This is a genomic window from Mucilaginibacter sp. 14171R-50 (genome assembly GCF_010093045.1).
Taxonomy (GTDB): Bacteria; Bacteroidota; Bacteroidia; order Sphingobacteriales; family Sphingobacteriaceae; genus Mucilaginibacter.
In genome coordinates this window covers 200,895-224,742 of the sequence record NZ_CP048115.1, presented here as the reverse complement: position 1 = coordinate 224,742, position 23,848 = coordinate 200,895, and the positions used below count along the sequence as shown (strand labels likewise).

Here is a 23,848-nt window from a genome sequence, read left to right as displayed (position 1 = left end):
TATATAAAAGCCCCTTGCAACAATGCAGGGGCTTTTTTGTTATAAGGTTGTTACGCAATAAACAGCCTTTTTAAGGGTTCTATTTTTACAGCATTTAACAAAAGAAACTCACCTTGGACTTGTTTGATAAGATAAACAAAAATATGGGCGGCCCTATCGGGCAGCACCAAAAGTGGTCGCATGGGTATTTCTCTTTCCCCAACCTGGAAGGAGAGTTAGGCCCCCACATGACATTTAACGGAAAGAAACAACTGGTGTGGAGCCTTAACAACTACCTGGGTCTTGCCAATCACCCAGAAGTGCGCGAGGCCGACGCGAAAGCCGCCGCCGATTATGGTATGGCTTACCCAATGGGCGCCCGGATGATGTCTGGCAATACCCGGCAGCACGAAGAACTGGAGGACAGCCTGGCCGAATTTGTAGGCAAGGATGCCGCGTTCCTGCTCAACTACGGCTACCAGGGTATGGTATCCATTATTGATGCGATGGTTGACCGTAACGATGTGATCATTTACGATGCCGAATCGCACGCTTGTATAATTGATGGTGTGCGCCTGCATATGGGCAAACGTTTTGTTTACAGGCATAACGACATGGAAAGCTTTAAAAAACAGCTTGAGCATGCCCGCCATATAACCGATGCTACCGGCGGCGGCATACTGGTAATAACCGAGGGCGTTTTTGGCATGTCGGGCGCGCAGGGTAAATTAAAGGAGATCATATCATATAAACAGCAATATAACTTCCGCCTTTTGGTTGATGATGCGCACGGTTTTGGTACCATGGGTAAAACCGGTTCGGGTACGCACGAGGCGCAAAACTGCGTTGATGGGGTAGATCTTTACTTCGGTACCTTTGCTAAGTCTATGGCCGGAATAGGCGCATTTATAGCTGCCGATACCGGCATCATCAATTACCTGCGTTATAACATGCGGTCGCAAACGTTTGCCAAGGCATTGCCTATGCCAATGGTGATGGGTTTGAAAAAGCGGTTCGAGTTGTTAAAAACAAACCCGCAGTTGCGCGAAAACCTTTGGATAATTGCCAAAACCCTGCAAAAAGGCTTAGTTGCCCAGGGCTTTGATATTGGTGTAACCGACACTATGGTAACGCCGGTATTTTTAAAAGGCGACCTTACCGAAGCCACCAGCTTAACTACTGAACTGCGCGAAAAATATGGTGTTTTTTGCTCAATTGTAGTTTACCCGGTAATACCAAAAGGCCTGATCATGATAAGGTTGATACCCACAGCCATGCATACCCTGCAGGATGTAGAGTACACGCTAACAGCCTTTAGCGCCGTTTCGGCCAAGTTGCAGGAGGGGCATTATAAAATGGCAATTGCATCTTAGTATATTTACTGCATCATATAGCCCTGCATTATTGCGGGGCTTTTAGTTTATAATTTAGCCCTTATCCCAAGTGTTGGGTACGCTTGGGTGCGGTTATCAGGGCTAAGTATATGATAATAAAGATTGAGCCTGGTGCCACAGGCTAAGCTTTTATTAATATTGTACCATAACTGCGGCTCGGCAAAAAATATAAAACGCTTGCCATGCAGGCTGGCCGTAAATTCATCGCCATGGTTTCTGTTTTCGGTGCCAAAAGAAAAATCACCCGCAAACTCAACTTTATAATTCCATAACCCCTGGTAGAAATAAAGGGTGTAAAAAAAGTCGTGACTTGGCTTTTTATAGGATATATACTTGTAATTTAAAACGCTGCTAAAGTATCCTTTTCCTATTTTAAACGGATAACTTACCCCAACCTGGTAAGTGTTTTGTATATAGTAGCTATACTGCCGGGGGTAGGTAACGCCCAGGCCGCCGCTATATTGCAGGTTTATAAAAATTCGGGGTTTCCAAAAGCGCACTTCCTGCGATACCTGCATATAACACTTACCAATGCTGGATTGATCGCCCGACATATCCGCCTGCAGCTTTAAAAGAAATGTGCCGGGCTTTATAAATGTTTTGCCCGTGTCTAATTGTTTCAGATACTCAAACTGTACTGAAACAAAGTTTTTAGGATTGTTTTCAGGGTCAATAGCGTGCCTGGCATCGTAATGTAATTGTAACGACTGGCCTTTGATCTGCAAGGCGTAGAGCACGAAGAAAATAACCATTAGGTGTTTCATTGGTCCGTTTTATTAAGTTTGTTTAGGATCGCACAAAAATGTTCTGGACAGGCGAGATAATGCGGTAACGTAACGGAAACGTAACGGAATTGTATATTTGAGTAATGGAAGACCCCGACTTTGTTGTATTTGCAAAATTATACGCCGAAGCCTATGCGCGCTGTTTTAACAAGCTGTTTACCGGCGCAATAAGCGAGACCGAAAGCAAGCTCTTTTATCAGCAGATCTTTGAGAAAACGGGCTTAACTATTGGCTGGCGCAGCCTCAAAAACTATTCGTTTTTTGTGTTGGATAAAAGTCGGGACGAGAACCCTTCCGTCGCTTCTATGGATACCCTGGCACGGTACGTACTGCAAGCGCCATACACTAACGAAATAGCCCGTAAGAACGACGAAGGGCACCATCCGTATTGGTTTATGTACCGCAGTAAAAACTTAACCGTGGCGGGCGCGGATAAGCCATCCGGGAATAAAAAAATCTTATTCACTTTCGTGCTGGTACTTGTGTTTACGGCTGCAGCTTTCCTTTGGTTCCCTAGAAAGCATGAGTTATCTGTTAATGAGGATTTTGCCGATCTGAGCGCTACGCACCTCACCAATACCGGATGGAGCGTATTGGGTAAGGATAGCACTTATTGGACAAAAAGGGCGGGCAGGCCCGGCAGTTTAACACTGTTCACTTTGCAAGGCGATAACTGGCCCGACGGGAACACCCCGCCTGAAATAAAAAATTTGCTTGTACACGCGCTGCCCGACGGTTGTTTTAACGCCGAACTTCAAATGCAGAACTTTGTACCCATGGCCGAGTGGCAGCAGGCCGGGCTGTTGCTTTTAGAAGATACCACCCTAAACAGCCCCAGCGTAAGGATATCTTTGGCTTACAATGATATGTTCGGCGGGTATAACAAGCCTAAGGAAGTGTTGGTACAAGCAATCGTGTCGGCAGGGCACAATAATAAGCCCGAAGAGTTTGCACATTCAACAGTAATGCTTTTAGATAGTATTAGGCTTAAACCAACGCTGGCAGACAATCTGAAATATACCGCCCTCCGCATTGAAGGGACCGACAAGCATTACCGGTTTTTATACGCCGGGGGCAATACGCCCAACGCCGCCTTTAAAGAGGTAGCCGCAAAAGATATTTCGTTTAAACCGCGTTATATCGCATTGTTTGCCTTAAAAGGCAGGGTGCCCAACACACCCGTGGTGCCGGTTACTGTCAAAAAATTTATAATGCAAATAGCTAATTGTGAATAACTTACTTAGGTTGTAACTAACAAACTCATTAGTTGTAATTATTTGAATATTTGCCAAATAAAATTGCCTATGATGTAACTAATTATTCAAATACTTAAAATTTTAATAAACGGGCGATTTTTAAATGAGCGTTTGCGTGGTTTTTCGGTACTAAAAAACGGTGAAATGTGGAAAAAAACCACTTTAAAGGCACTATTTTTATAGGGTAAAAGTTTTTTTTTAAATAAAAACACTTTAGATTAGCTTAAGTTAAAACAATAAACCTCAAAAATTAAAGGAGCATTCACAATGAAAAAATTTACTGAAGTAAAAGAACTGGTTGCATCACTGGAAGCTGATGCCGACAAATTTTATAACAAAGGCAACAGTGCTGCCGGCACACGCGTTCGTAAAGGTATGCAAGACCTGAAAAACTTAGCGCAGTCGATCCGTCTTGAAGTTCAGGAAGCGAAAAACAAAGCGTAATAAAATAGTCGAAAGGTTATTTTACTTTTAATAGAAAAAATCCGGGTAGTTAAGGCTATCCGGATTTTTTGTTGATTACTTCTATTGTTTTATGCCGGTTTTGCAGCATCCGGGGCAAGCCGACCGGATGGACCCTAAAGCAAGTTCATAGCACGGACTTTCAACTTTGTACTTTCAACTTGCTGCTACAACATTCCACCGTCAACAGGTATCACCTGGCCGGTGATGTAGGCTGCCATATCTGACGCCAGGAATACGCAGGCGTTCGCCACATCTTCGGTTTCGCCGGCACGTTTAAGCGGGATAGCCGCTGCCCAGCCTTCAACTACTTTGGGGTCTAAAACCTCGGTCATTTCCGTACGGATAAAGCCCGGTGCTACCACGTTGGTGCGGATGTTACGCGAGCCAAGCTCTTTGGCCACCGACTTTGAGAACCCGATGATGCCTGCCTTTGAAGCGGCATAGTTTGCCTGCCCGGCGTTGCCCTGCACACCCACTACCGAGCTCATGTTAATGAAAACCCCCTTACGGTTCTTCATCATTATCTTGGATGCGGCCTTGGTTACGTTGAATATCGATTTCAGGTTTACATTAAGTACCTCGTCCCATTGTTCTTCGGTCATGCGCATCAGCAGGCCGTCTTTGGTGATACCGGCATTGTTCACTACGATATCTAAAGTGCCAAAATCGGCAACAATATCGTTAACCAGTTTTTCGGCTTCATCAAACTTCGAGGCATCGCTGCGGTAGCCTTTTACCTGCGTGCCAAAGCTTTGCAGTTCCTGCTCAAGCGCCTGCCCTTTTTCAACAGACGATAAGTATGTAAAGGCTACATTGGCGCCGTGCTCGGCAAATTTCTCTGCTATTTTGCGGCCTATACCTTTTGATGCACCAGTGATCAGTGCCGTTTTTCCTTCAAGTAGTTTCATAATTTAAGTATGAGTTTTACAGTGGGTGAAGATATGGAATTAGCGCGAAAGACGGAAGCGGGGCGCGCCGTAACATCAGTAAAGCAAACAAAATTTGCCTCGCCTCAAACGCTTGCCCAATTTTGTTGTTAGGCTAATACACAATAGCACAACAACATGTTAACCGCAAAGATCATCCGCCACCGCCATAAGTATCACCATTACATGAACGACGACCTGAAGGACGTTACCGAAGAAACCTTTTTCAAGATCGTTTTCTCCGAACCATCAGAGATGGACCTGTTTAAAGAATGGATACGCAAGCACGATGGTGAGTACAACTACAACAAAGAAGAAAGCAAACAGGAAGGCACGTTCCCCAAAGTGCCTATGTTTCATGACGAGATCTGCTGGTGCGATATCATGACCTATTACCTGCTGCACGTTGCCGGCTACAGTTTCCACTCGGTAATTGAGCCTTATAAGGGCGAGGTGTATGTAAAGGATAAACTGTAAGTGTAAGATACACTCCCAGCGCCGTTCCCTTCTTGAGAGGGGCGCGAAAGGCAGTGCGGCTGCAGGGGTGCTTGTATTGGCGGGAGGGGTTAGTCCGCTTTATTAAACCCCTCCCTACACCCTCCCGTTGGGAGGGAATCGCACACGGCCTCTGCTATGCTACTTTTCCCGCCCTTATGTTGGCAGATCATAATTCCCTCCTTGGGAAGGGGTGCGGGGGGGCTTGTATTGGCGGGAGGGGTTAGTCCGCTTTATTAAACCCCTCCCTACACCCTCCCGTTGGGAGGAAACCTCACAGGCCCTTGCTGTGCTACTTTTCCCACCCTTATGTTGGCAGATCATAATCCCTCCTTGGGGAGGGGCGCGGATGGCATGAGCGTTGGCGGGGAGGGGTAGTCCGCTTTATTAAACCCCTCCCTGCACCCTCCAGTTGGGAAGGAATCGCGCAGTCCCTGCTTTTCTAATTTTTCCGCCCTTATGTTGGCAGATCATAATTCCCTCCTTGGGGAGGGGCGCGGATGGCATGAGCGGTGGCGGGAGGGGTTAGTCTGCTTTATTAAACCCCTCCCGCCACCCTCCCGCTGGGAGGGATCGCACAGGGCCTCTGCTTTTTAGCTATGTTACAATCCTTCCTGATACTCCTTCTGCAACTCCAGCAGGCAATTGGCGCACAGGCAGCCGTCGTATAGCTCGCTTACGTACTGCACCTCGTTAATGGTAAGCTGCACGGTACTACACTGGCACTTGGTGAATGAATTTGCTTTACATTCAAAAGGTGCCCGGCAGCGGTCGCAATAGAGTATTTCGTGTTTGGGCGAGATGAGCATTGTTTTGAGTCCGGAAGTCGGGAAAGACCGAAAGTCCGGAAGATATTCTTGTAATAAAAAAGTCCGAAAGCAAAGATGAGAAAACATCTTTAACTTTCGGACTTATGCGGACTTTCTGACTTTCCGACTACTTATAATCTATGTAGTATTAGGCTATTTATGCAGAGCAGGTAACACAACCTTCTTCCATTGAACAGGTTGGGCCTGCCGGTATCTCGTCGTTGCTGTCGGCAACAACTTCGGGTATAACGGCTTCCATGTTTTTGCCGCCGCCCTGGTTCTCAACAGTAAATTTAACCGCTTGCGATGCCGCTTGTGTGCGCAGGTAGTACATACCTGTTTTTAAGCCTTTCTTCCATGCGTAGAAGTGCATCGAAGTCAGTTTTGAAGCATTTGGCGAGTTAATGAACAGGTTTAACGATTGCGACTGGCAGATATAAGCGCCCCGGTCGGCAGCCATATCTATAATGTTACGCATCTTAATTTCCCAAACAGTTTTGTACAGTTCCTTGATATCTGCAGGTATCTCGGCAATGTCCTGGATAGAACCATTGGCGCTGATAATCCTGTCTTTCATGTTGTTGGTCCATAAACCACGGTCAACAAGGTCGCGCAACAGGTGTTTGTTCACTATTACAAACTCACCGCTTAATACACGGCGGGTGTAAATGTTTGAGGTATATGGCTCAAAGCACTCGTTATTACCCAATATCTGCGATGTTGATGCGGTTGGCATCGGCGCTACTAACAGCGAGTTGCGTACGCCATGGTTCATTACGTCAAGGCGCAGGTTATCCCAGTCCCAACGGGTGCTGGCAGGTTTTACGTCCCAAAGGTCAAACTGGAACTTACCTTCAGATAATGGCGACCCTTTAAAGGTATCGTAAGCGCCGTCTTTAATGGCCAGGTCTTTTGAAGCCGTCATGGCAGCAAAGTAAATGGTCTCGAAGATCTCTTTGTTCAGTTGTTTTGCTTCATCGCTCTCAAACGGTAAGCGCAGCAAAATAAAGGCATCGGCCAAACCTTGTACACCTAACCCAATAGGGCGGTGGCGCAGGTTTGAATAGCGCGCTTCTTCAACCGGGTAGTAGTTGTTATCAATTATCTTGTTAAGGTTTATGGTAGCCTGGTAAGTTACCTCGTATAGTTTAGCATGGTCAAACTCGCCATTGATCACATAACGAGGTAACGCTAATGATGCCAGGTTACAAACCGCAACTTCCTTATCAGAAGTGTACTCCATAATTTCGGTACACAGGTTCGAGCTTTTTATGGTGCCCAGGTTTTGCTGGTTTGATTTCACGTTGGCGGCATCTTTATACAGCAGGTATGGTGTACCGGTTTCAACCTGTGCATCAAGCACGGCAAACCATAGCTCCTGCGCTTTAATGGTTTTACGGCCACGGCCTTCTTTCTCATAACGCTCGTAAAGTTCTTCAAACTCCTTACCGTGGCAATCGGCCAGGCCCGGTGCTTCGTGCGGGCAAAACAGGGTCCACTCTTCGTTGGCCTCTACACGGCGCATAAACAGGTCAGATACCCAAAGGGCATAGAACAGGTCGCGCGCACGCATTTCTTCCTTACCGTGGTTTTTACGCAGGTCAAGGAACTCAAATATATCTGCATGCCATGGCTCCAGGTAAATAGCAAAGGCGCCTTTACGCTTGCCGCCGCCCTGGTCAACATAACGTGCGGTATCGTTAAATACTTTCAGCATCGGTATGATACCGTTGCTGGTGCCGTTTGTGCCACTGATGTACGAGCCTGTAGCCCTTACATTGTGGATGCTTAAACCAATACCACCCGCGCTTTGTGAGATCTTGGCGGTTTGTTTAAGTGTATCGTAAATACCCTCGATGCTGTCGTCCTTCATGGTCAGCAAAAAGCATGATGACATCTGCGGTTTTGGTGTGCCCGCGTTAAATAACGTTGGCGTAGCATGGGTAAACCAGCGCTCGCTCATCAGGTTGTAGGTTTTGATAGCGCTTTCGATGTCATCCTTATGGATACCTACCGATACGCGCATAAACAGGTGCTGCGGGCGCTCGGCAATTTTACCGTCTATTTTCAACAGGTACGATTTTTCGAGTGTTTTAAAACCGAAGTAATCAAAACCAAAGTCGCGGTCGTAAATAATGCTGCTATCCAGGATATCGGCATTGGCCATAATCACCTCGTAAACATCATCGGCCAGTAAAGCGGCATTTTTACCTGTTTTTTTGTCAACGTACTCATACATACGTTTCATGGTTTCAGAGAACGATTTGGTGGTGTTCTTGTGCAAGTTTGATACCGCTATACGCGATGCAAGCAAAGCATAGTCGGGGTGCTTGGTGGTTAACGATGCCGCCGTCTCGGCTGCAAGGTTATCCAGTTCGGAGGTTGTAACACCATCAAACAAACCTTCAATTACTTTTTTTGCCACATCAATTGGGTCAACCAGGTTAAACCCATAGCACAGTTTTTCAATCCGTGCCGTGATCTTGTCGAACTTTACCGACTCTTTTCTTCCGTCTCTTTTTACTACGAACATTTTGCCACCTCCTTATTCCCTGCCAACCCGGCAGGGGTATTTTATTTTAATTAGTTAGTTTAATATTTCAGATAAATCACCCCGAATTTTCTCGAATTTTCTTTAATTTTTTCGAGTTTTTTCAGGTTTCAATCCTTAAAAATCCTCATCGAGCGAGAACGCTTTGCTCTCGGCAGTGCTGTTCATTACGCCGCTTTTTTGGTAGTCGCCAACGCGCTTCTCAAAAAAGTTGGTTTTACCCTGCAGGCTTATCATCTCCATAAAATCAAACGGACATGATACATTGTAAACCTTAGGGTAACCCAGTTCGGCCAGCCACCTGTCGGCCACAAACTCGATATACTGGCTCATCATTTTAGCGTTCATACCTATCAGGCTTACCGGTAAGGCATCGTTCACAAATTCTTTTTCTATCTCAACCGCATCGGTAATAATTTTGGTAGCTGCCTCGGTTGATAGTTTATTTTGCAGCATACCATATAGCAGGCAGGCAAACTCGCAGTGCGAACCTTCGTCGCGCGATATCAGCTCGTTACTAAAGGTAAGGCCCGGCATCAGGCCACGTTTTTTAAACCAGAAGATAGAGCAGAAGCTGCCGCTGAAAAAGATACCCTCTACAGCTGCAAAGGCAACCAGGCGCTCGGCAAATGTGCCGTTATTTATCCATTTTAAAGCCCATTCGGCTTTTTTGCCTACACAAGGCACTGTCTCGATAGCGTGGAACAGGCGGTCTTTTTCCGCCGGGTCTTTAACGTAGGTATCTATTAACAGGGCGTAAGTTTCTGAGTGGATATTCTCCATCATGATCTGGAAACCGTAGAAGCAACGTGCCTCGGGCAGCTGCACCTCGCTCATGAAATTGATGGCCAGGTTTTCGTTTACAATTCCGTCGCTTGCTGCAAAAAACGCCAGGATATGCGATATAAAATGTTTTTCACCAGGGGTTAAGTTCTCCCAGTGCTTCATGTCGTCCGACAGGTCTATCTCCTCGGCTGTCCAGAAACTGGCTTCGGCTTTTTTATACATTTCCCAAATAGCGGGGTACTTAATGGGGAGGATCACAAAGCGGTCTTTGTTCTCCTTTAAAAGTAATTCGGTTTCCTCTTGCATGACGACGTATATATTATATTTTTTAAATTCTTTCCCTGTTAACGTATCTATGAAACCGCTTTTGTACCGAGCCGACAATAGACAGGTGTACCACGCGAGTTTCATTTTCAAAGGCGAAAACTTGTTTTTTCGCGTTTATTTTACTCGCTTTTACACCCCCGCACTAATCGTTTCTTAACTATTTTTAGTTGCACATTAGCCCATGTTTTATCATGGTCTTTCTTTTCTGTTATGATAGAAATATCGATAACATAGATAGCGTTAAAAGAACTTGTACTTCAAAGATAGGGCAACATGTAATTGCATGTTAGTCTAAGTTTTTAACATCACCTATAAGTTGTCCACAAATTATTTAATGGTGTTAAAATTATTATGTGATGACAAAAAATTCAAGCGATTAGGAAACAACACTTTATGATCTTTTTAATCACATATTTGATAAGCCATAAATAAAAATCAGGAAACACTTGCAGGATATAAACATGTTTCTAACAGCCCTAAAACTCAGCGGAATACTTAAGGTAAAAGGCCCTGGAAAGGCCGTTTTCGCACGCCGAAAACCTGCCAAAACCCACCGTGTTTTTTAATAAAATCACATGTGGAAAAAGAAAAACCCCTGCCAGGTTTTTATGCCTCGCAGGGATCAATTTTCAGACCACTTGGTTGCCGCTTATTTCTTCAGCTCGGCAACCGGGACAAATTTCATGGACACCGAATTTACGCAATGCCTTACATTTTTTGGGGTAAGGTATTCGCCCTCGAAAACATGGCCCAGGTGCGCCCCGCAATTGCTGCAAAGTATTTCGGTACGGCGGCCATCGGCATCGGTTTCGCGCCTTACCGCGCCGGGTATCTCGTCATCAAAACTTGGCCAGCCGCAATGCGACTCAAATTTCGATTCGGAAGTGTACAAAGGTGTGTCGCAGCGTTTGCAAACATATACACCTTCGGCCTTATTGTTCAGCAATTCGCCTGTGAACGGGCGCTCGGTACCTTTATGTAATATGATATATTCTTCTTCGGGGGTTAATTGATTGTATGCCATTTTATATAGTGAATTAGTGATGATTGAATTAGCGATTTGAGCTTCGTCTCTCACTTCGTTCTATATAAATATACGACAATTTGCTGGCGAATTTTGTTTGGCAGGAGCATGTTTACATAGGTTTGACTATTCGGGATTTGTCATCCTGAGGAACGAAGGATCTATTCGAAAACTTGTATGTCGGCGATAGATGCTTCACTCTCGTTCAGCATGACAAAGCAGGTTCCCCTTCAGGGGGTTATGGGGCTGATATGGTACTCCTGCACCAGCGGCGGGTTTTCTGGTGTTAGGGTGAATGATACTTTAATGTTCGCCTTTTCGCCCTGTATTATAAAATAGCCGCGCAGGTTGTTCTCGGGTACTACTTCGCCCACACTTAATACCTTACCTGCCTTTGCATAAACATCCAGCGCTTCGGCTTTCAGCTTATCGGGGAAGTAATCCATAAAAAAGTTGTCGGCAAAGATGCCGGTCGCTTGCGCGTTATCCCAATTGGGCAGTAGCTTCACCAGTTCATCCCTGCGCTGTGTAAGTATCTGCGATGCCGGCAGCGTGCGGGGCTTAATTCCTGATAAGGCCAGTAAGGTGTCTAAAGCAATGCTATTTGCCCTACCTGCGTTGGCATAAGTTAAATTAGCATAGCAAACTACGCCCACGCCATAGTCGGGCAGGATGTTCCAGTTACTGCCGAAGCCGGGCAAGCCACCTGTATGGCCAACATACACGCGGTTATCACAATCCTTAGCCCAGCGCAGGCCATAGGCATAGGCCGATACGGTTGGGCAAAGTCTGCCGGTGGTGGTGCGCGCATTGGCATTTAAATAGCTTACATCCCACGGGTACTGCATCTCGCGGACCGAACTCCGTTTAACCGGACCGGTCTCGGCATCATCACGCATGGGCCAGGCGTTCATGTGCACGGCCATATACTTGCTAAAATCTTCAATTGTGGTTATCAGCCCGCCCATAGCGCCGTATGCGCCATCGTGCAGCAGGGGTTGCTCCACCCATTTGTCATCAAGCCAGCGGTAACCCAGGGCAAGTTGCTGTTTAGGCACTTTGGTGTATTCCCAATAGGTATGGGTCATGCCCAAGGGGTTTAAAATATTATCGGTAATGTATTGCTCGTACGTTTTGCCTGATATCTTTTTAATGATATAGCCCAGTGTTGCAAAACCCAGGTTGCTGTATTCGTACCCATAGCCAGGATTATTGGAAAACGATACCCCTTTTTTATAGATATCTATCAGCTGCGCATCAGACACGGCCAGTTGCCTGTCGCCCCAGGGATTATCTTCGGGGTAGCCCGCCGAATGGGTAAGCAAGTGGCGGATGGTTACCGGGGTTGCATCTTTAGTAAGGTATTTATTATTCTTCATCTCGGGGATGTAGCGGTATGCCGGGTCGTCCAATTTTAGTTTACCCTCATCGCGAAGTTTAAGGATAGCCATTGCGGTTAGGCTTTTGGTCATGCTGGCGATACGGAAGTCCGACTGCGAAGTCACCGGTGTTTTAGCATCAATGTCGTTATAACCTGTATTGCCGGTATGCACCAGTTTACCATCAACCAAAATACCGTAGGCCATCCCCGGCCAGTGATTCTTTTCCGCGTAGTCTTTATACAATTGATCTATTACCGGGAATGTAGCCTCAATCTTTTTAAGCCTGTCGGAATCGTTAAAAGCGGCCGGTCTGTATTGAGCGAAAGCTGTTGTAGATATAAAGAGGAAAAGGGTGAGGCTTTTTTTCATAGCGTAAATTTGCGTGAACCTGAATTTACCGAATTTAAGAATTTTTTGGAATACCTTTTTTGTCATCCTGAGCGATAGCGAAGGATCTATTCGCGAACTATGCATGGTCGTTGTGCACATCGGCGATAGATGCTTCACCAGGTTCAGTATGACAAATTTGGCATAAAAAAATCCCGGCCAAAAATTGACCGGGATTTTCTTTTATCCTGATTCCTGACTCTTTAAGTCCTGACTCTATTTCTTCGCTAATTCTTCTGCCATGGCAGCGCCAATTTCGGCAGGTGATTCTACCACGCGGATACCGCACTCGCGCATGATCTTCATTTTAGCGGCAGCAGTATCGTCGGCACCGCCAACAATAGCACCTGCGTGGCCCATACGGCGGCCCGGAGGCGCTGTTTGGCCGGCAATAAAACCAACAACTGGTTTAGTGCCATTTTCTTTTATCCAGCGCGCAGCATCAGCTTCCATTCCGCCCCCAATCTCGCCTATCATAATGATACCGTGTGTTTCAGGGTCGTTCATTAATAATTCAACAGCTTCTTTGGTTGGGGTACCAATGATGGGGTCACCCCCGATGCCGATCGCGGTAGTAATACCTAAACCGGCTTTAACAACCTGGTCAACCGCCTCGTAAGTAAGCGTGCCTGATTTTGAAACCACACCAACATTACCTTTTTTGAAGATAAAACCCGGCATAATGCCAATTTTGCTTTCATCTGCGGTGATAATGCCCGGGCAGTTGGGGCCAATCAAGCGGCTATCCTTATCAGTTAAGTATTCTTTTACCGCAATCATATCCTTTGTAGGGATGCCTTCGGTAATACATACAATAACCTTTATGCCGGCTTCGGCGGCCTCCATAATAGCATCAGCGCCAAAAGCAGGGGGTACAAAAATAATAGATACATCAGCACCGGTTTGGTCAACCGCATCTTTAACGGTGTTAAAAACCGGCCTGTCCAGATGGCTTTGGCCACCTTTGCCTGGTGTTACACCACCAACCACTTGTGTGCCATAGGCAATCATCTGCTCGGCATGGTAAGTGCCTTCTTTACCGGTAAAACCCTGTACTATAACTTTAGAATTTTTATTTACGAGAACGCTCATCGGCTTTTGATTTTTGTAGGGCAAAGCTAAAAAAAATTTCGCCCTCAATCCTGCTAATGGGTTAAATTTTCAAAAATTACATTTGGGTTATCAGTTGACGGGATATTTACTGCAGTGCGTCCTTGTTAAAATGTGTTAAATCAATTTTACAGCGCTATTATACCCGTATATTTAACTGCCGCATGAAATACCTGCTATCTGCCACACTGTTACTCCTTTGCATCAACGCGAGTGCGCAACTGGTAACAGGTTTTGTTATCGATAAAAAAACGCGCAACCCGGTTGAATATGTTATTGTATCGGCATCAACCACCAACACCATGACCAACGAGCAGGGCGCATTTACGCTGAGGATAACAAAAGTCATCGATACGCTGCGCATAAAAACAATGGGCTATAAAACTTATACGCTGCCAGTTAGTCCGTGGAGTGGTAAGTTAAAGCTGATAGAACTGGAAACAGCTTCGATCAGGCTGAACGAGGTAGCCATTTTAGCTAAACGCAATTACCTGCGCGATAGCACGAACAACCGCAAGCAGTTTGCCAAAGAGTTTGCATTTAAAGGGCCCGCCTTTACTGAAATTATGCGGCCAACTACCGTAAATGTGCCCTTTGCCTTTGTTACCATAGATGTGTTGTCGCTGTTTAAATCGCTCACTAAAAAGAAGACCACGCAGTACCGGCTGCAGCAAACTATGCTGCGGTACGAGCGGGAAGACCATACCAACCAGCGCTTTACCCGGAAACTGGCAGGCGGGATAACGGGGCTGCAAGGCGATACGCTGGACGATTTTATGAATGAATACCGCCCCACCCCCGCACAGATAGATGCCATGACGGATTACAACCTGATATTTTATATCAAAGACAGCTTCAGGAAATTTAAAGAGAAACCTGCAAAGGATAAGATAACCAAGCCGGAGTTTAAAGTAGATACGGCGAAAATAGACTAAGCTTTTAAGCTCCCCCTTCAGGGGGCCGGGGGGTAAACTCCTTTTCGCTCTTTGCCACTACGATAGTTGCCACACCATTACCTATTACATTGGTTATTGCCCGGGCTTCGCTCATAAAGCGGTCGACCCCAAGCAGGATAGCCACACCTTCAACCGGGATTATTTTAATGGCCGCCAGTGTTGAGGTAAGCACGATAAAACCACTGCCGGTAACACCTGCTGCGCCTTTTGAGGTGATCATGAGGATGCCGATAATAGTTAATTGCTGCTCTATCGAAAGATCTATCTTAAACACCTGCGCTAAAAATATGGTAGCCATAGATAAGTAAATGGTAGTGCCATCCAGGTTAAAGGAATATCCTGCGGGGATAACCAGGCCTACTACCGATTTTGAGCAACCAAATTTTTCCAGCTTTTCCATCATCCCCGGCAGTGCCGATTCTGATGACGAAGTACCCAGCACGATAAGGATTTCCTCCTTAATGTGTTTAAGGTACTGCCACAAACTGAATTTGAACAGGTAACTTATAATATTCAATACCACAAATATGAACACGAACATGGTAATGTAAACCGACCCCATTAGTAGGGCCAGCGGCTTAAGCGTGGCCAGGCCGTAGGTGCTTATGGTATATGCCATCCCGCCGAAAGCGCCAATAGGGGCCACTTTCATCACTATCCGCATAATGTTAAAAAAAACTTTGGACAGCTTATCAAACAACGTGATCACTGATTCGCCCGCAGCACCCATCCGGCTTAAACCGAAACCGAATAATATGGCAAAGAAGAGTATCTGCAAAATATCGCCTTTGGCAAACGCCTCGAAAGCGTTAGCAGGCACAATATGGGCGATAAAATCGCCCCATTTCATTTCAGACGCAGCCTTCTCGTACACCGCGAGCTTGCTTACATCTGCCTTAACATGGTTATTGATAAAGTTAGCGCCGGGTTTCAATACATTGGCAACGGTTACACCAATAATCAGGGCCAGTGTGGTAACCAGCTCAAAATACAGCAAGGCCTTACCGCCTACTCGGCCTACCTTTTTCATATCGCTCATGCCGGCAATACCCAGTACAATGGTGAAGAAGATAATAGGGGCGATCAGCATGGTGATCAGGCTGATAAATACCTTACTGATCAGTTGCGCCGTTGGCGCAAAGCCTTTGAAATACAGGCCCACAAGCACACCTAATATAATGGCAACAATTACCTGAAAAGTTAAATTAGTGATAAGGCGTTTCATTGCGGCTGGTGAGTGGTGAATGGTTTATTGGTGAGCGTTTACAAATTAAATAGAAAATTTAAATATAGGATATTGCAACTATTCACCGCTCTCCACCCAACAATTACAATTTCCCCGTGATGCCGTTGTAGATCATTTGCCCGGCTAAAAAGGTAACCACTATGGCAAACACCCACCGCAGCCACCGCGACGATTTGGTATGCACCAGTATTTTCGACCCGGTAATGGCGCCCAGTAAAACGCCTATTACAACCGGCATGGATATGGCCGGATCGATGTACCCTCTTTGCAGATAAACCACCGCGCTGGCCGCGGCAGTAACGCCTATCATAAAATTACTGGTGGTGGTTGATACCTTAAAAGGGATCTTCATGATGGTATCCATAGCTATAACCTTTAAAGCCCCCGAGCCAATGCCCAGCAAGCCGGATATGGTACCTGCAAAAAGCATCATAAAAAAGCCTCCGCCAACATGGGTAACACCGTACTCAATTTGTTCGCCATTACCGTTAGGGTAACTGCCGTATAGCTTTAGTTTTGCAGCAAGATAGGTAGGCTTCGAGATAATGCTTTCGGCCTTTTTCCGTAACGACATTAGTGCCGATAGTATCAGTATCACGCCAAATAATATGGCTATATATTGGGTAGGGATATATACCGCTACCAGCGCACCTGTGAGCGCCCCAATAGTGGTGGCAATTTCAAGGAACATGCCCAGCCGTATGTTGGTGATACCTTCTTTTACATACGCTGCTGCCGAGCCCGACGAAGTGGCGATAACCGAAACCAGCGAGGCGCCGATGGCATAATGGATGTTAACGCCCAATAAAAGCGTAAGTAAGGGTATAATTACCACCCCGCCGCCAAGCCCGGTTAATGAGCCAAGCAGTCCGGCAAAATAGGCCCCAATAAGTATAATTACAGTGAAAACAAGTACCGACATACGGCGTTCAGTTGATTTGAACCGTAAAAGTAATATAACTTTTTTAATGATAAAAAGGAAGTAAATCTATCGTCTAACTTATTTTAAGATCAGTGTATCACCCCAAAATAGTACACCCAGGCAATAAAAAATAATTGCAGCGGTATCCGGAACCAGAGATACTTCAAGCCATTTCCGCAGGTATCGGGTTTCTCAAGGTTCACTTTGTTTTGGGCCGCATGGATATTGGCAGGCAACAGTATCACCAAAAAGAAAATAACAAACAAAGCTACCGGCCCGCGCACTGCTTTAACCAGCAAGCCTATCCCGGCCAATATCTCTATATATCCGGTTATGTAGATAACGGCCTTTTTAAACGGTACAAAAGCAGGTAGCATTAGTACCATGCCTTTGGTGAATTTAAAATGCGCGGTTGCTGTAAACACCAGCATTATGCCCATGGCCAGCCTGCCGCAAAAATAATAATCTGCCGGGTGGCCTGCCACAAAAGTAGCCAGGCAGCTTACGGCAAACACGGCCAGCAAAACTATAAGTGGTTTCATAAGCTAAATATCGCCAAAAACATTAAAATGTATAATATCTTTGGGGCTAAATGGGATACAATAGTTTACAAGCCTGCATCACCGATCTGGAAAGGAACGGTCACCTTATCCGCATAAAGGACGAAGTTGATCCGTACCTGCAGATGGCGGCCATTCACCTGCGTGTATTTGAGCACGAAGGACCCGCAATTTTGTTCGAAAATGTGAAGGGGAGTAAGTTTCCGGCGGTATCAAATTTGTTTGGCACGCTGGATAGGTCGCGGTTTATTTTCAGGGATACGCTGGATAAAATAAAGGCCCTGATCGACCTCAAAAACGACCCTATAAAAGCCATAAAGCATCCTTTTAAGTATGCCAACACCGCCTTGACTGCGCTATCGGCTATGCCCATGAAAGTTGGGAAGGGCGCGCCCATTAATTTTGGCAAAACCCTGATAAACCAGCTGCCGCAAATAGTGAACTGGCCGATGGACGGCGGCCCCTTTGTAACCATGCCGCAGGTATATACCGAAGATGCTGATATGCCCGGGATCATGCATGCCAACCTGGGTATGTACCGTATCCAACTGGCGGGTAACGATTACGTGCAGGACAAAGAGATCGGTCTGCACTACCAGCTGCACCGGGGTATTGGCGTGCACCAAACCAAGGCCAATGCAAAAGGCCAGCCTTTAAAGGTAAGCATATTTGTAGGCGGCCCGCCGGCGCACCCTGTGGCTGCTGTTATGCCCCTGCCCGAAGGTTTATCTGAAATGACCTTCGGCGGTGCATTGGGTAACCGCCGTTTCCGATATTTTTACGATGATGAGGGTTTTTGTATTTCGGCCGATGCCGACTTTGTGATAACCGGCACTGTTATGCCGATGGAGAATAAGCCCGAAGGGCCCTTTGGCGATCACTTAGGTTATTATAGCCTAAAGCACCCCTTCCCGCTGATGAAAGTACATAATGTTTATCACCGCAAGGATGCCATCTGGTCGTTTACGGTAGTGGGCAGGCCGCCGCAGGAGGATACCAGCTTCGGCGCTTTGATCCATGATATTACCGGCAATGCCCTGCCTAAAGAGATACCCGGCCTGCATGCCGTTAACGCGGTTGATGCCGCCGGGGTGCATCCGCTTTTGTTTGCCATCGGCAGCGAGCGTTACACGCCATATGTAAAAGAGCGCTATCCGCAGGAGATCATTACCATTGCCAACCACATTTTAGGCAAGGGGCAGCTAAGCCTGGCTAAATACCTGTTTATCGCCGCAAAAGAGGATAACCCCGACCTGGATGTGAATGACATCGGCGGCTTTATGAAACATATCCTGCAGCGCATGGATCTTACCCGCGACCTACATTTTCATACCCGCACCACCATTGATACGCTTGATTACAGCGGCGAGGGGCTAAACAGCGGCAGCAAAGTTGCCATTACCGTTGCCGGCGATATAAAGCGGGAACTTTGGAACGAATGGCCATCGTTGTTTACGCTGCCAAGGCCGTTTGTGAATTACAAAATGGTAATGCCGGGTGTATTGGCGGTTGAAGTACCAAAAAACATCCGCGCAAGCGATATGCCTTTAATGCTGGAGATATTACAGGAGCATCTTGGCGAAACCGAATTAAGCGGATTGCCGCTGATGGTTTTATGCGACGATGCTGCCTTTACCGCGCAAAACCTCAATAACTTTGTGTGGGTAACCTTTACCCGCAGCAACCCAAGCCATGATATTTACGGCATCAACAGCTTTACAGAGCATAAGCATTGGGGCTGTAACGGTCCGCTCATTATAGATGCCCGCATAAAACCACATCACGCCCCGGTGCTGGAACGCGACCCGGCAGTTGAAAAGCTGGTGGATAAAATGGGCGAAAAGGGTGGGGCGCTGCACGGGGTGATATAAGCCTTCCTGGTTAATTAAGCGTCATTGCGAGCGTAGCGTGGCAATCTTCGATAGAAAAGTTCGCTAAAGTACCGGTGATCACCGCGCCGCTATCGCTCCTCGCAATGAGATGGTTTTTGGCGGTCTGCACATTTGCATATCTACACATCTGCACATTTTAATTATCTTAGCAGCCTTATAACATTCAGGCACATGAACAAATTTCACGGAACAGGAGTTGCAATGGTCACTCCTTTTCAGGCAGATGGACAGGTAGACTATGATGCGTTGCAAAAGCTGATAGATCACCTGATTGATGGCGGGGTAGAATACCTGGTATCACTTGGTACAACCGGCGAGAGCGCCACATTAAGTAAGGAAGAGAAGAAGCAGGTATTTTCCTTTACTGCCAAAGCCGTGAATAAGCGTGTAGGATTGATAGCCGGCATAGCAGGCAACAATACACTGGATGTGGTTGAGGATATAAAAGCTTTTGATACCACCGGCTATGATGCCATACTATCGGCAAGCCCGCATTATAATAAGCCAACACAAGAAGGTATTTATCAGCACTATAAGGCCATTGCCGAAGCTGCACCGCTCCCTATTATATTATACAATGTACCCAGCCGTACAGGTACATCGGTAAGTGCCGAAACCACCGTTAGGCTGGCCAATGATTTTAAGAATATCATCGGTATAAAAGAAGCATCGGGTAGTTTTGAGTTGCTTAATCAGTTATTTCGCGATAAACCGGAAGACTTTCTGGTAATATCCGGTGATGACCCGATAAGCCTGCCGATGATAGCAATGGGCGCCGTTGGCGTAATATCTGTTGTAGGCAATGCGCTGCCAAAGCAGTTCAGCAATATGATACGTAAATGCCTTAAAGGTGATTTTAAAGGCGCACACGCGGCTCATTACAGCATGATAGAGTTTACCCGCCTGATGTTTGCCGAGGGCAGCCCGGCAGGTGTAAAATCGGCCTTAAAAACTTTGGGCGTTTGCGGTGAAACTTTGCGCTTACCATTGGTGCCAGTTAGCGCCGATGCTGTTGAGAAGATAAAGAACCAGATAGGACTTATAGGGAAATAACCACCGGTCATCTTAAGTTTGTTCGGGGGCTCTTCCCAAGAATTTGCCTGCGGTGTGCACTCTGTAAATGAGGCGTCGAAGTAAATCGGGCATAACTCGAATAATAACAAGTAAGGCAAGCATAAGCTGGCCTTACTTGTTATAAAATCATGACTGACCCCTCCATCTCCCAAACCATCTTAACCATGGCTGCTGAGCGCGGACCTCATAAAACGGTTTGCCCGAGCGAAATTGCCCGGGCCTTATTCCCAACAAATTGGCGCAAACATATGCAGGAGGTGCGAGACGTAGCAATAACCTTGCAAAAGGCAGGTAAAGTTGCTATAACGCAAAAAGGCCGGCCGGTAGATGTTGAATACATTAAGGGCCCTATCCGCATAAAAATTAATTAACCCATTCCATAATAATTTCGCATTTTGCGGGTATGGATGTTATGTGCCTCAACTCACTATTCACCACTCAATACTTACTAAGCTAATGTCGTTATCCTGGGGATCGGTTTCAGGGTGGTGGGTTCCTGCCTGTATGGTGCTGGGCTTGCTTTATGCCTGGCTCATGTATCGAAAACCGGTGCAACTGGATAAGCGTATGCGCTACGCCTTATTCGCCCTCAGGGCTCTTGTTGTTTTTATATTGTCGATGCTCATCGTATCGCCTTTGGTACGCTCCACCCGCTACCAGCCGCAAAAGCCGGTAATATTAATAGCGCAGGATAATTCAGAATCGGTAAGATTGTTTGGTAAAAATGCGCTTTCGGCAAACTGGGGCCAGGCTTTAAAAACAGAACTCGGCGACAGTTACGAAGTCCACGAATTTCATTTCGATAAAGACCTGAAGGATGGCCTCTCAAATTCTTATAACGGCAGGCAAACCGATATTTCAGAAGCCCTGCACCAGTTGAACGAGCGCTTTGTAAACCAAAACATAGGCGCGCTGGTGCTGGCTACCGACGGACTGTATAATCTGGGCGCTGATCCGCAATACGAAGCCCGTAACATTAAAACAAATATATACACTATTGCCCTGGGCGATACCACGCCACGGCGAGACCTGCTCATTGGCAATGTGAACTATAATAAAACCGCGTTTTTAGGTAACGACTTTGAGGTGGAAATACTGGCCGAAGCCTACCAAAGCGCGGGCGAGAACATGCGCCTAACCATAACTGAAGATGGCCGCCAGGTGTACGCACAAAGCATCGCGATAGCATCGGCAGCGTTTAAAAAGGTGATACCGCTGAAATTAAACGCCGATAAAAAGGGTACCCGTAAGTTTACCATTAATTTAGCGCCGGTTAAAAATGAGCTATCGGTACAAAACAACAACGAAACTATTTATGTGGATGTGCTTGATGCGCGGCAAAAGATACTGCTGCTTTATGACAGTCCGCACCCCGATATAAGCGTGATTAAACAGGCTATAGAAAGCAATAAAAATTTCGAGGTAAAAACGAGTTTAGTAAGTGATGCAGCCCCGGCAAAAATGGGTGAATATACACTGGCTATACTGTACCAGCTTTCTGCCAATAGTTATGACAAACTGCAAAGCCTGTTGCAAAGCAAAACGCCGGTGTTGCATATAGCGGGTACGCAGGCCGGCATACAAGCATTTAACAGCAATCAAAAAACAGTGCAGGCAAACACCGATGGGCAGCAAATACAGGAAACCTTCGCCGTGCCCGTAAGCACATTTGCGGCTTTTACGCTGACTGATTCAACACGCTTCAAACTAAGCAAAATGCCCCCATTGGTTGGGCAATTTGGCAGCTATACAGCCTCACCAACCGCATTGGTGCTGTTGAAGCAAAAGATAGGCAACGTAGAAACCAATTATCCGCTGCTGGCCTTTAATGACGAAGGCGGGCGCAGGCTGGCTGTGCTTACCGGAGAAGGTTTGTGGCGCTGGCAACTGGCCGAATACCGCGAATATGGCAATCACCACGCCATTGAGGAACTCTTAAGCCAAACGATACAATACCTAACGGCCAACACCAACCGTCAGCGGTTTAGGGTGTACGCGTCAAAAAATGTTTTTGACGAAGGCGAGAATGTGTTGCTGAATGCAGAATTATACAACGACGCATTGGAACTGATCAACACGCCCGATGTGAAGATAAACCTGAAAAGCCGATCGGGAAAAAATTACAGCTTCCTGTTTACCCGTAGCGGGCAAGGTTACCAGCTAAATGCAGGCACTTTGCCGGTTGGGGATTACACTTATCAGGCCACAACTACCATTGGTAAACAACAATTTGCGGCAAACGGGCAATTAACCGTTAAACAGCTAAACCTGGAAGCACGCCAAAGCACCGCCAACCACCGGCTACTGCGCGATATGGCCACACGATCGGGCGGACAAATGTTACTGCCATCGCAACTAAATAAACTTGCCGACCTGATCCGCAAGAACGAAAACATTAAAACCGTGGTTTATGAAGATAAGCGTTACAGCGACCTGATTGATGTATGGTGGGTTTTTGTACTGATACTGCTGCTGCTAAGCACCGAATGGTTCCTGAGAAAACGCGAAGGGGAGGTTTAGAGAGTGGTGATTAGTTGATTGGAGAGTAGTGTGCGGTTCTTTGTGATTCCCGCCAATTGGAACAAGATTTTTACCTGCTGTTTTCGCCCCGGTTAACATAGTTTGCTATACTTGCACATCAATACATCTATTATGAAGATAAAATTAACGCTCATCTTTCTGCTGTTGACCATAACAGCTTCATTGGTTCATGCTCAACAATTAAACATAGGTACATATAACCTGCGTTACTCTAATAAAGGCGACTCCACCGCGGGCAATGGCTGGGGGCAGCGTTTCCCCTGGGCAGCCAAGCTGATACAATTCCAGGACCTGGATATTTTTGGTACGCAGGAAGCCAAGTATCATCAGTTGGTGGAGTTAACCGATAGCCTGCCCGGCTACAAATGGGTAGGTGCCGGCCGTGATGATGGCAAGCACGGCGGCGAACACTCGGCTATTTTTTATAAAGCCGACAGGTTTAAAATATTAAAAACAGGTAACTTCTGGATGTCGACCATTACTGATAGGCCTAATACAGGCTGGGATGCGGCGCTGCCGCGTATTTGCACCTGGGCGCAGTTTAAGGAGTTAAAAACAGGGTTTGCCTTTTATTTCTTTAACCTGCACATGGACCATATAGGCGTGGTTGCCCGCCAGGAAAGTGCTAAACTGGTACTTGCGAAGATCAGGCAGATGGCGGGGAACATGCCAACCATCCTTACCGGCGACTTTAACGTAGATCAAACATCAGATAGTTACGCGGTTATAAATAATTCCGGATTACTAAAAGATAGTTACGTACTGGCTCCTGTAAAACTGGCGCCAAACAATACTTTTAATGCTTTTGATGTTACTACCGCAGGTGATAAACGTATCGACCATATTTTTGTGACCAAACAGTTTAAAGTAAAACGCTACGGGATATTAACTAATACCTACCATGGCCGCGCTCCGTCAGACCATTATCCGGTAGTAGCTATAATGGAAGTTGTTAAGTAGGTGATAGATCATAGTTCATAG

Annotated in this window: 22 protein-coding genes; 10 read left to right on the top strand and 12 right to left on the bottom strand. The window is 46.3% G+C overall.

What is annotated here, in order from left to right; translation table 11 throughout:
* Window positions 1-113: 113 nt before the first annotated feature.
* Window positions 114-1,352: a pyridoxal phosphate-dependent aminotransferase family protein gene (locus tag GWR56_RS00985; protein ID WP_162429336.1), complete on the top strand. Its 1,239-nt coding sequence runs from the start codon at window positions 114-116 to the stop codon at window positions 1,350-1,352.
* Between the two features lie 47 nt (window positions 1,353-1,399).
* On the opposite strand, the gene GWR56_RS00980 is transcribed toward GWR56_RS00985, so the two are convergent.
* Entirely contained in the window at window positions 1,400-2,137 is a 738-nt protein-coding gene (locus GWR56_RS00980) for a DUF5020 family protein (protein WP_162429335.1), read from the bottom strand.
* 104 nt (window positions 2,138-2,241) lie between these two features.
* Between GWR56_RS00980 and GWR56_RS00975 the strand changes: the two genes are divergently transcribed.
* The gene (locus tag GWR56_RS00975; RefSeq protein ID WP_162429334.1) at window positions 2,242-3,393 is read left to right on the top strand and encodes a hypothetical protein; all 1,152 of its coding nucleotides are present in this window, start codon (window positions 2,242-2,244) and stop codon (window positions 3,391-3,393) included.
* 288 nt (window positions 3,394-3,681) lie between these two features.
* Window positions 3,682-3,858, top strand: coding sequence for a histone H1 (locus tag GWR56_RS00970; RefSeq protein ID WP_129876789.1), 177 nt, complete (start codon window positions 3,682-3,684; stop codon window positions 3,856-3,858).
* Window positions 3,859-4,043: 185 nt separating this feature from the next.
* On the opposite strand, the gene fabG is transcribed toward GWR56_RS00970, so the two are convergent.
* Window positions 4,044-4,787, bottom strand: a complete 744-nt coding sequence (gene fabG, locus GWR56_RS00965) for a 3-oxoacyl-[acyl-carrier-protein] reductase (protein ID WP_162429333.1) — start codon at window positions 4,785-4,787, stop codon at window positions 4,044-4,046.
* A 156-nt stretch (window positions 4,788-4,943) separates the two neighbouring features.
* Here fabG and GWR56_RS00960 point away from each other — a divergent pair, with 156 nt between their 5' ends.
* Window positions 4,944-5,282: a hypothetical protein gene (locus GWR56_RS00960; RefSeq protein ID WP_162429332.1), complete on the top strand. Its 339-nt coding sequence runs from the start codon at window positions 4,944-4,946 to the stop codon at window positions 5,280-5,282.
* A 620-nt stretch (window positions 5,283-5,902) separates the two neighbouring features.
* Here the strand turns inward: GWR56_RS00960 and GWR56_RS00955 are convergent.
* The 6 genes from GWR56_RS00955 to sucD all read right to left on the bottom strand — a co-directional run bounded on the left by GWR56_RS00955 (window position 5,903) and on the right by sucD (window position 13,658).
* A complete protein-coding gene (locus tag GWR56_RS00955) occupies window positions 5,903-6,109 on the bottom strand; it encodes a cysteine-rich CWC family protein (RefSeq protein ID WP_162429331.1) in 207 nt (68 codons plus the stop codon).
* A 157-nt stretch (window positions 6,110-6,266) separates the two neighbouring features.
* Entirely contained in the window at window positions 6,267-8,642 is a 2,376-nt protein-coding gene (locus tag GWR56_RS00950) for a ribonucleoside-diphosphate reductase subunit alpha (RefSeq protein ID WP_162429330.1), read from the bottom strand.
* A gap of 135 nt (window positions 8,643-8,777) precedes the next feature.
* The gene (locus GWR56_RS00945) at window positions 8,778-9,752 is read right to left on the bottom strand and encodes a ribonucleoside-diphosphate reductase small subunit (RefSeq protein ID WP_162429329.1); all 975 of its coding nucleotides are present in this window, start codon (window positions 9,750-9,752) and stop codon (window positions 8,778-8,780) included.
* A 670-nt stretch (window positions 9,753-10,422) separates the two neighbouring features.
* A complete protein-coding gene (locus GWR56_RS00940; protein ID WP_162429328.1) occupies window positions 10,423-10,797 on the bottom strand; it encodes a methionine-R-sulfoxide reductase in 375 nt (124 codons plus the stop codon).
* A gap of 230 nt (window positions 10,798-11,027) precedes the next feature.
* Window positions 11,028-12,548: a serine hydrolase gene (locus GWR56_RS00935; protein WP_162429327.1), complete on the bottom strand. Its 1,521-nt coding sequence runs from the start codon at window positions 12,546-12,548 to the stop codon at window positions 11,028-11,030.
* Between the two features lie 234 nt (window positions 12,549-12,782).
* Window positions 12,783-13,658 (bottom strand): succinate--CoA ligase subunit alpha, encoded by an 876-nt coding sequence (sucD, locus tag GWR56_RS00930; RefSeq protein WP_162429326.1) that lies wholly within the window; start codon window positions 13,656-13,658, stop codon window positions 12,783-12,785.
* 182 nt (window positions 13,659-13,840) lie between these two features.
* Between sucD and GWR56_RS00925 the strand changes: the two genes are divergently transcribed.
* Entirely contained in the window at window positions 13,841-14,611 is a 771-nt protein-coding gene (locus GWR56_RS00925; protein ID WP_162429325.1) for a carboxypeptidase-like regulatory domain-containing protein, read from the top strand.
* A 4-nt stretch (window positions 14,612-14,615) separates the two neighbouring features.
* Here GWR56_RS00925 and dctA read toward each other — a convergent pair whose 3' ends face one another.
* From dctA to GWR56_RS00910, 3 genes are all read right to left on the bottom strand, one after another.
* Window positions 14,616-15,857, bottom strand: coding sequence for a C4-dicarboxylate transporter DctA (dctA, locus tag GWR56_RS00920; RefSeq protein WP_162429324.1), 1,242 nt, complete (start codon window positions 15,855-15,857; stop codon window positions 14,616-14,618).
* A gap of 103 nt (window positions 15,858-15,960) precedes the next feature.
* A complete protein-coding gene (locus GWR56_RS00915; RefSeq protein ID WP_162429323.1) occupies window positions 15,961-16,800 on the bottom strand; it encodes a sulfite exporter TauE/SafE family protein in 840 nt (279 codons plus the stop codon).
* Window positions 16,801-16,889: 89 nt separating this feature from the next.
* Window positions 16,890-17,342 (bottom strand): hypothetical protein, encoded by a 453-nt coding sequence (locus GWR56_RS00910; RefSeq protein ID WP_162429322.1) that lies wholly within the window; start codon window positions 17,340-17,342, stop codon window positions 16,890-16,892.
* 50 nt (window positions 17,343-17,392) lie between these two features.
* Here GWR56_RS00910 and GWR56_RS00905 point away from each other — a divergent pair, with 50 nt between their 5' ends.
* Window positions 17,393-19,231, top strand: coding sequence for a UbiD family decarboxylase (locus tag GWR56_RS00905; RefSeq protein ID WP_162429321.1), 1,839 nt, complete (start codon window positions 17,393-17,395; stop codon window positions 19,229-19,231).
* A gap of 10 nt (window positions 19,232-19,241) precedes the next feature.
* Here GWR56_RS00905 and GWR56_RS00900 read toward each other — a convergent pair whose 3' ends face one another.
* Complete coding sequence (locus tag GWR56_RS00900) at window positions 19,242-19,379, bottom strand: hypothetical protein (protein WP_162429320.1); 138 nt, start codon at window positions 19,377-19,379, stop codon at window positions 19,242-19,244.
* Between the two features lie 44 nt (window positions 19,380-19,423).
* Here GWR56_RS00900 and dapA point away from each other — a divergent pair, with 44 nt between their 5' ends.
* The 4 genes from dapA to GWR56_RS00880 all read left to right on the top strand — a co-directional run bounded on the left by dapA (window position 19,424) and on the right by GWR56_RS00880 (window position 23,827).
* Window positions 19,424-20,305 carry a 4-hydroxy-tetrahydrodipicolinate synthase gene (dapA, locus tag GWR56_RS00895; protein ID WP_162429319.1) on the top strand — a complete coding sequence of 294 codons (882 nt, stop codon included), beginning with the start codon at window positions 19,424-19,426 and terminating at the stop codon, window positions 20,303-20,305.
* A 149-nt stretch (window positions 20,306-20,454) separates the two neighbouring features.
* Window positions 20,455-20,697, top strand: a complete 243-nt coding sequence (locus GWR56_RS00890) for a DUF3253 domain-containing protein (RefSeq protein WP_162429318.1) — start codon at window positions 20,455-20,457, stop codon at window positions 20,695-20,697.
* An 85-nt stretch (window positions 20,698-20,782) separates the two neighbouring features.
* Complete coding sequence (locus GWR56_RS00885) at window positions 20,783-22,846, top strand: hypothetical protein (protein ID WP_162429317.1); 2,064 nt, start codon at window positions 20,783-20,785, stop codon at window positions 22,844-22,846.
* A gap of 132 nt (window positions 22,847-22,978) precedes the next feature.
* Window positions 22,979-23,827 carry an endonuclease/exonuclease/phosphatase family protein gene (locus GWR56_RS00880; RefSeq protein ID WP_162429316.1) on the top strand — a complete coding sequence of 283 codons (849 nt, stop codon included), beginning with the start codon at window positions 22,979-22,981 and terminating at the stop codon, window positions 23,825-23,827.
* Window positions 23,828-23,848: the final 21 nt, after the last annotated feature.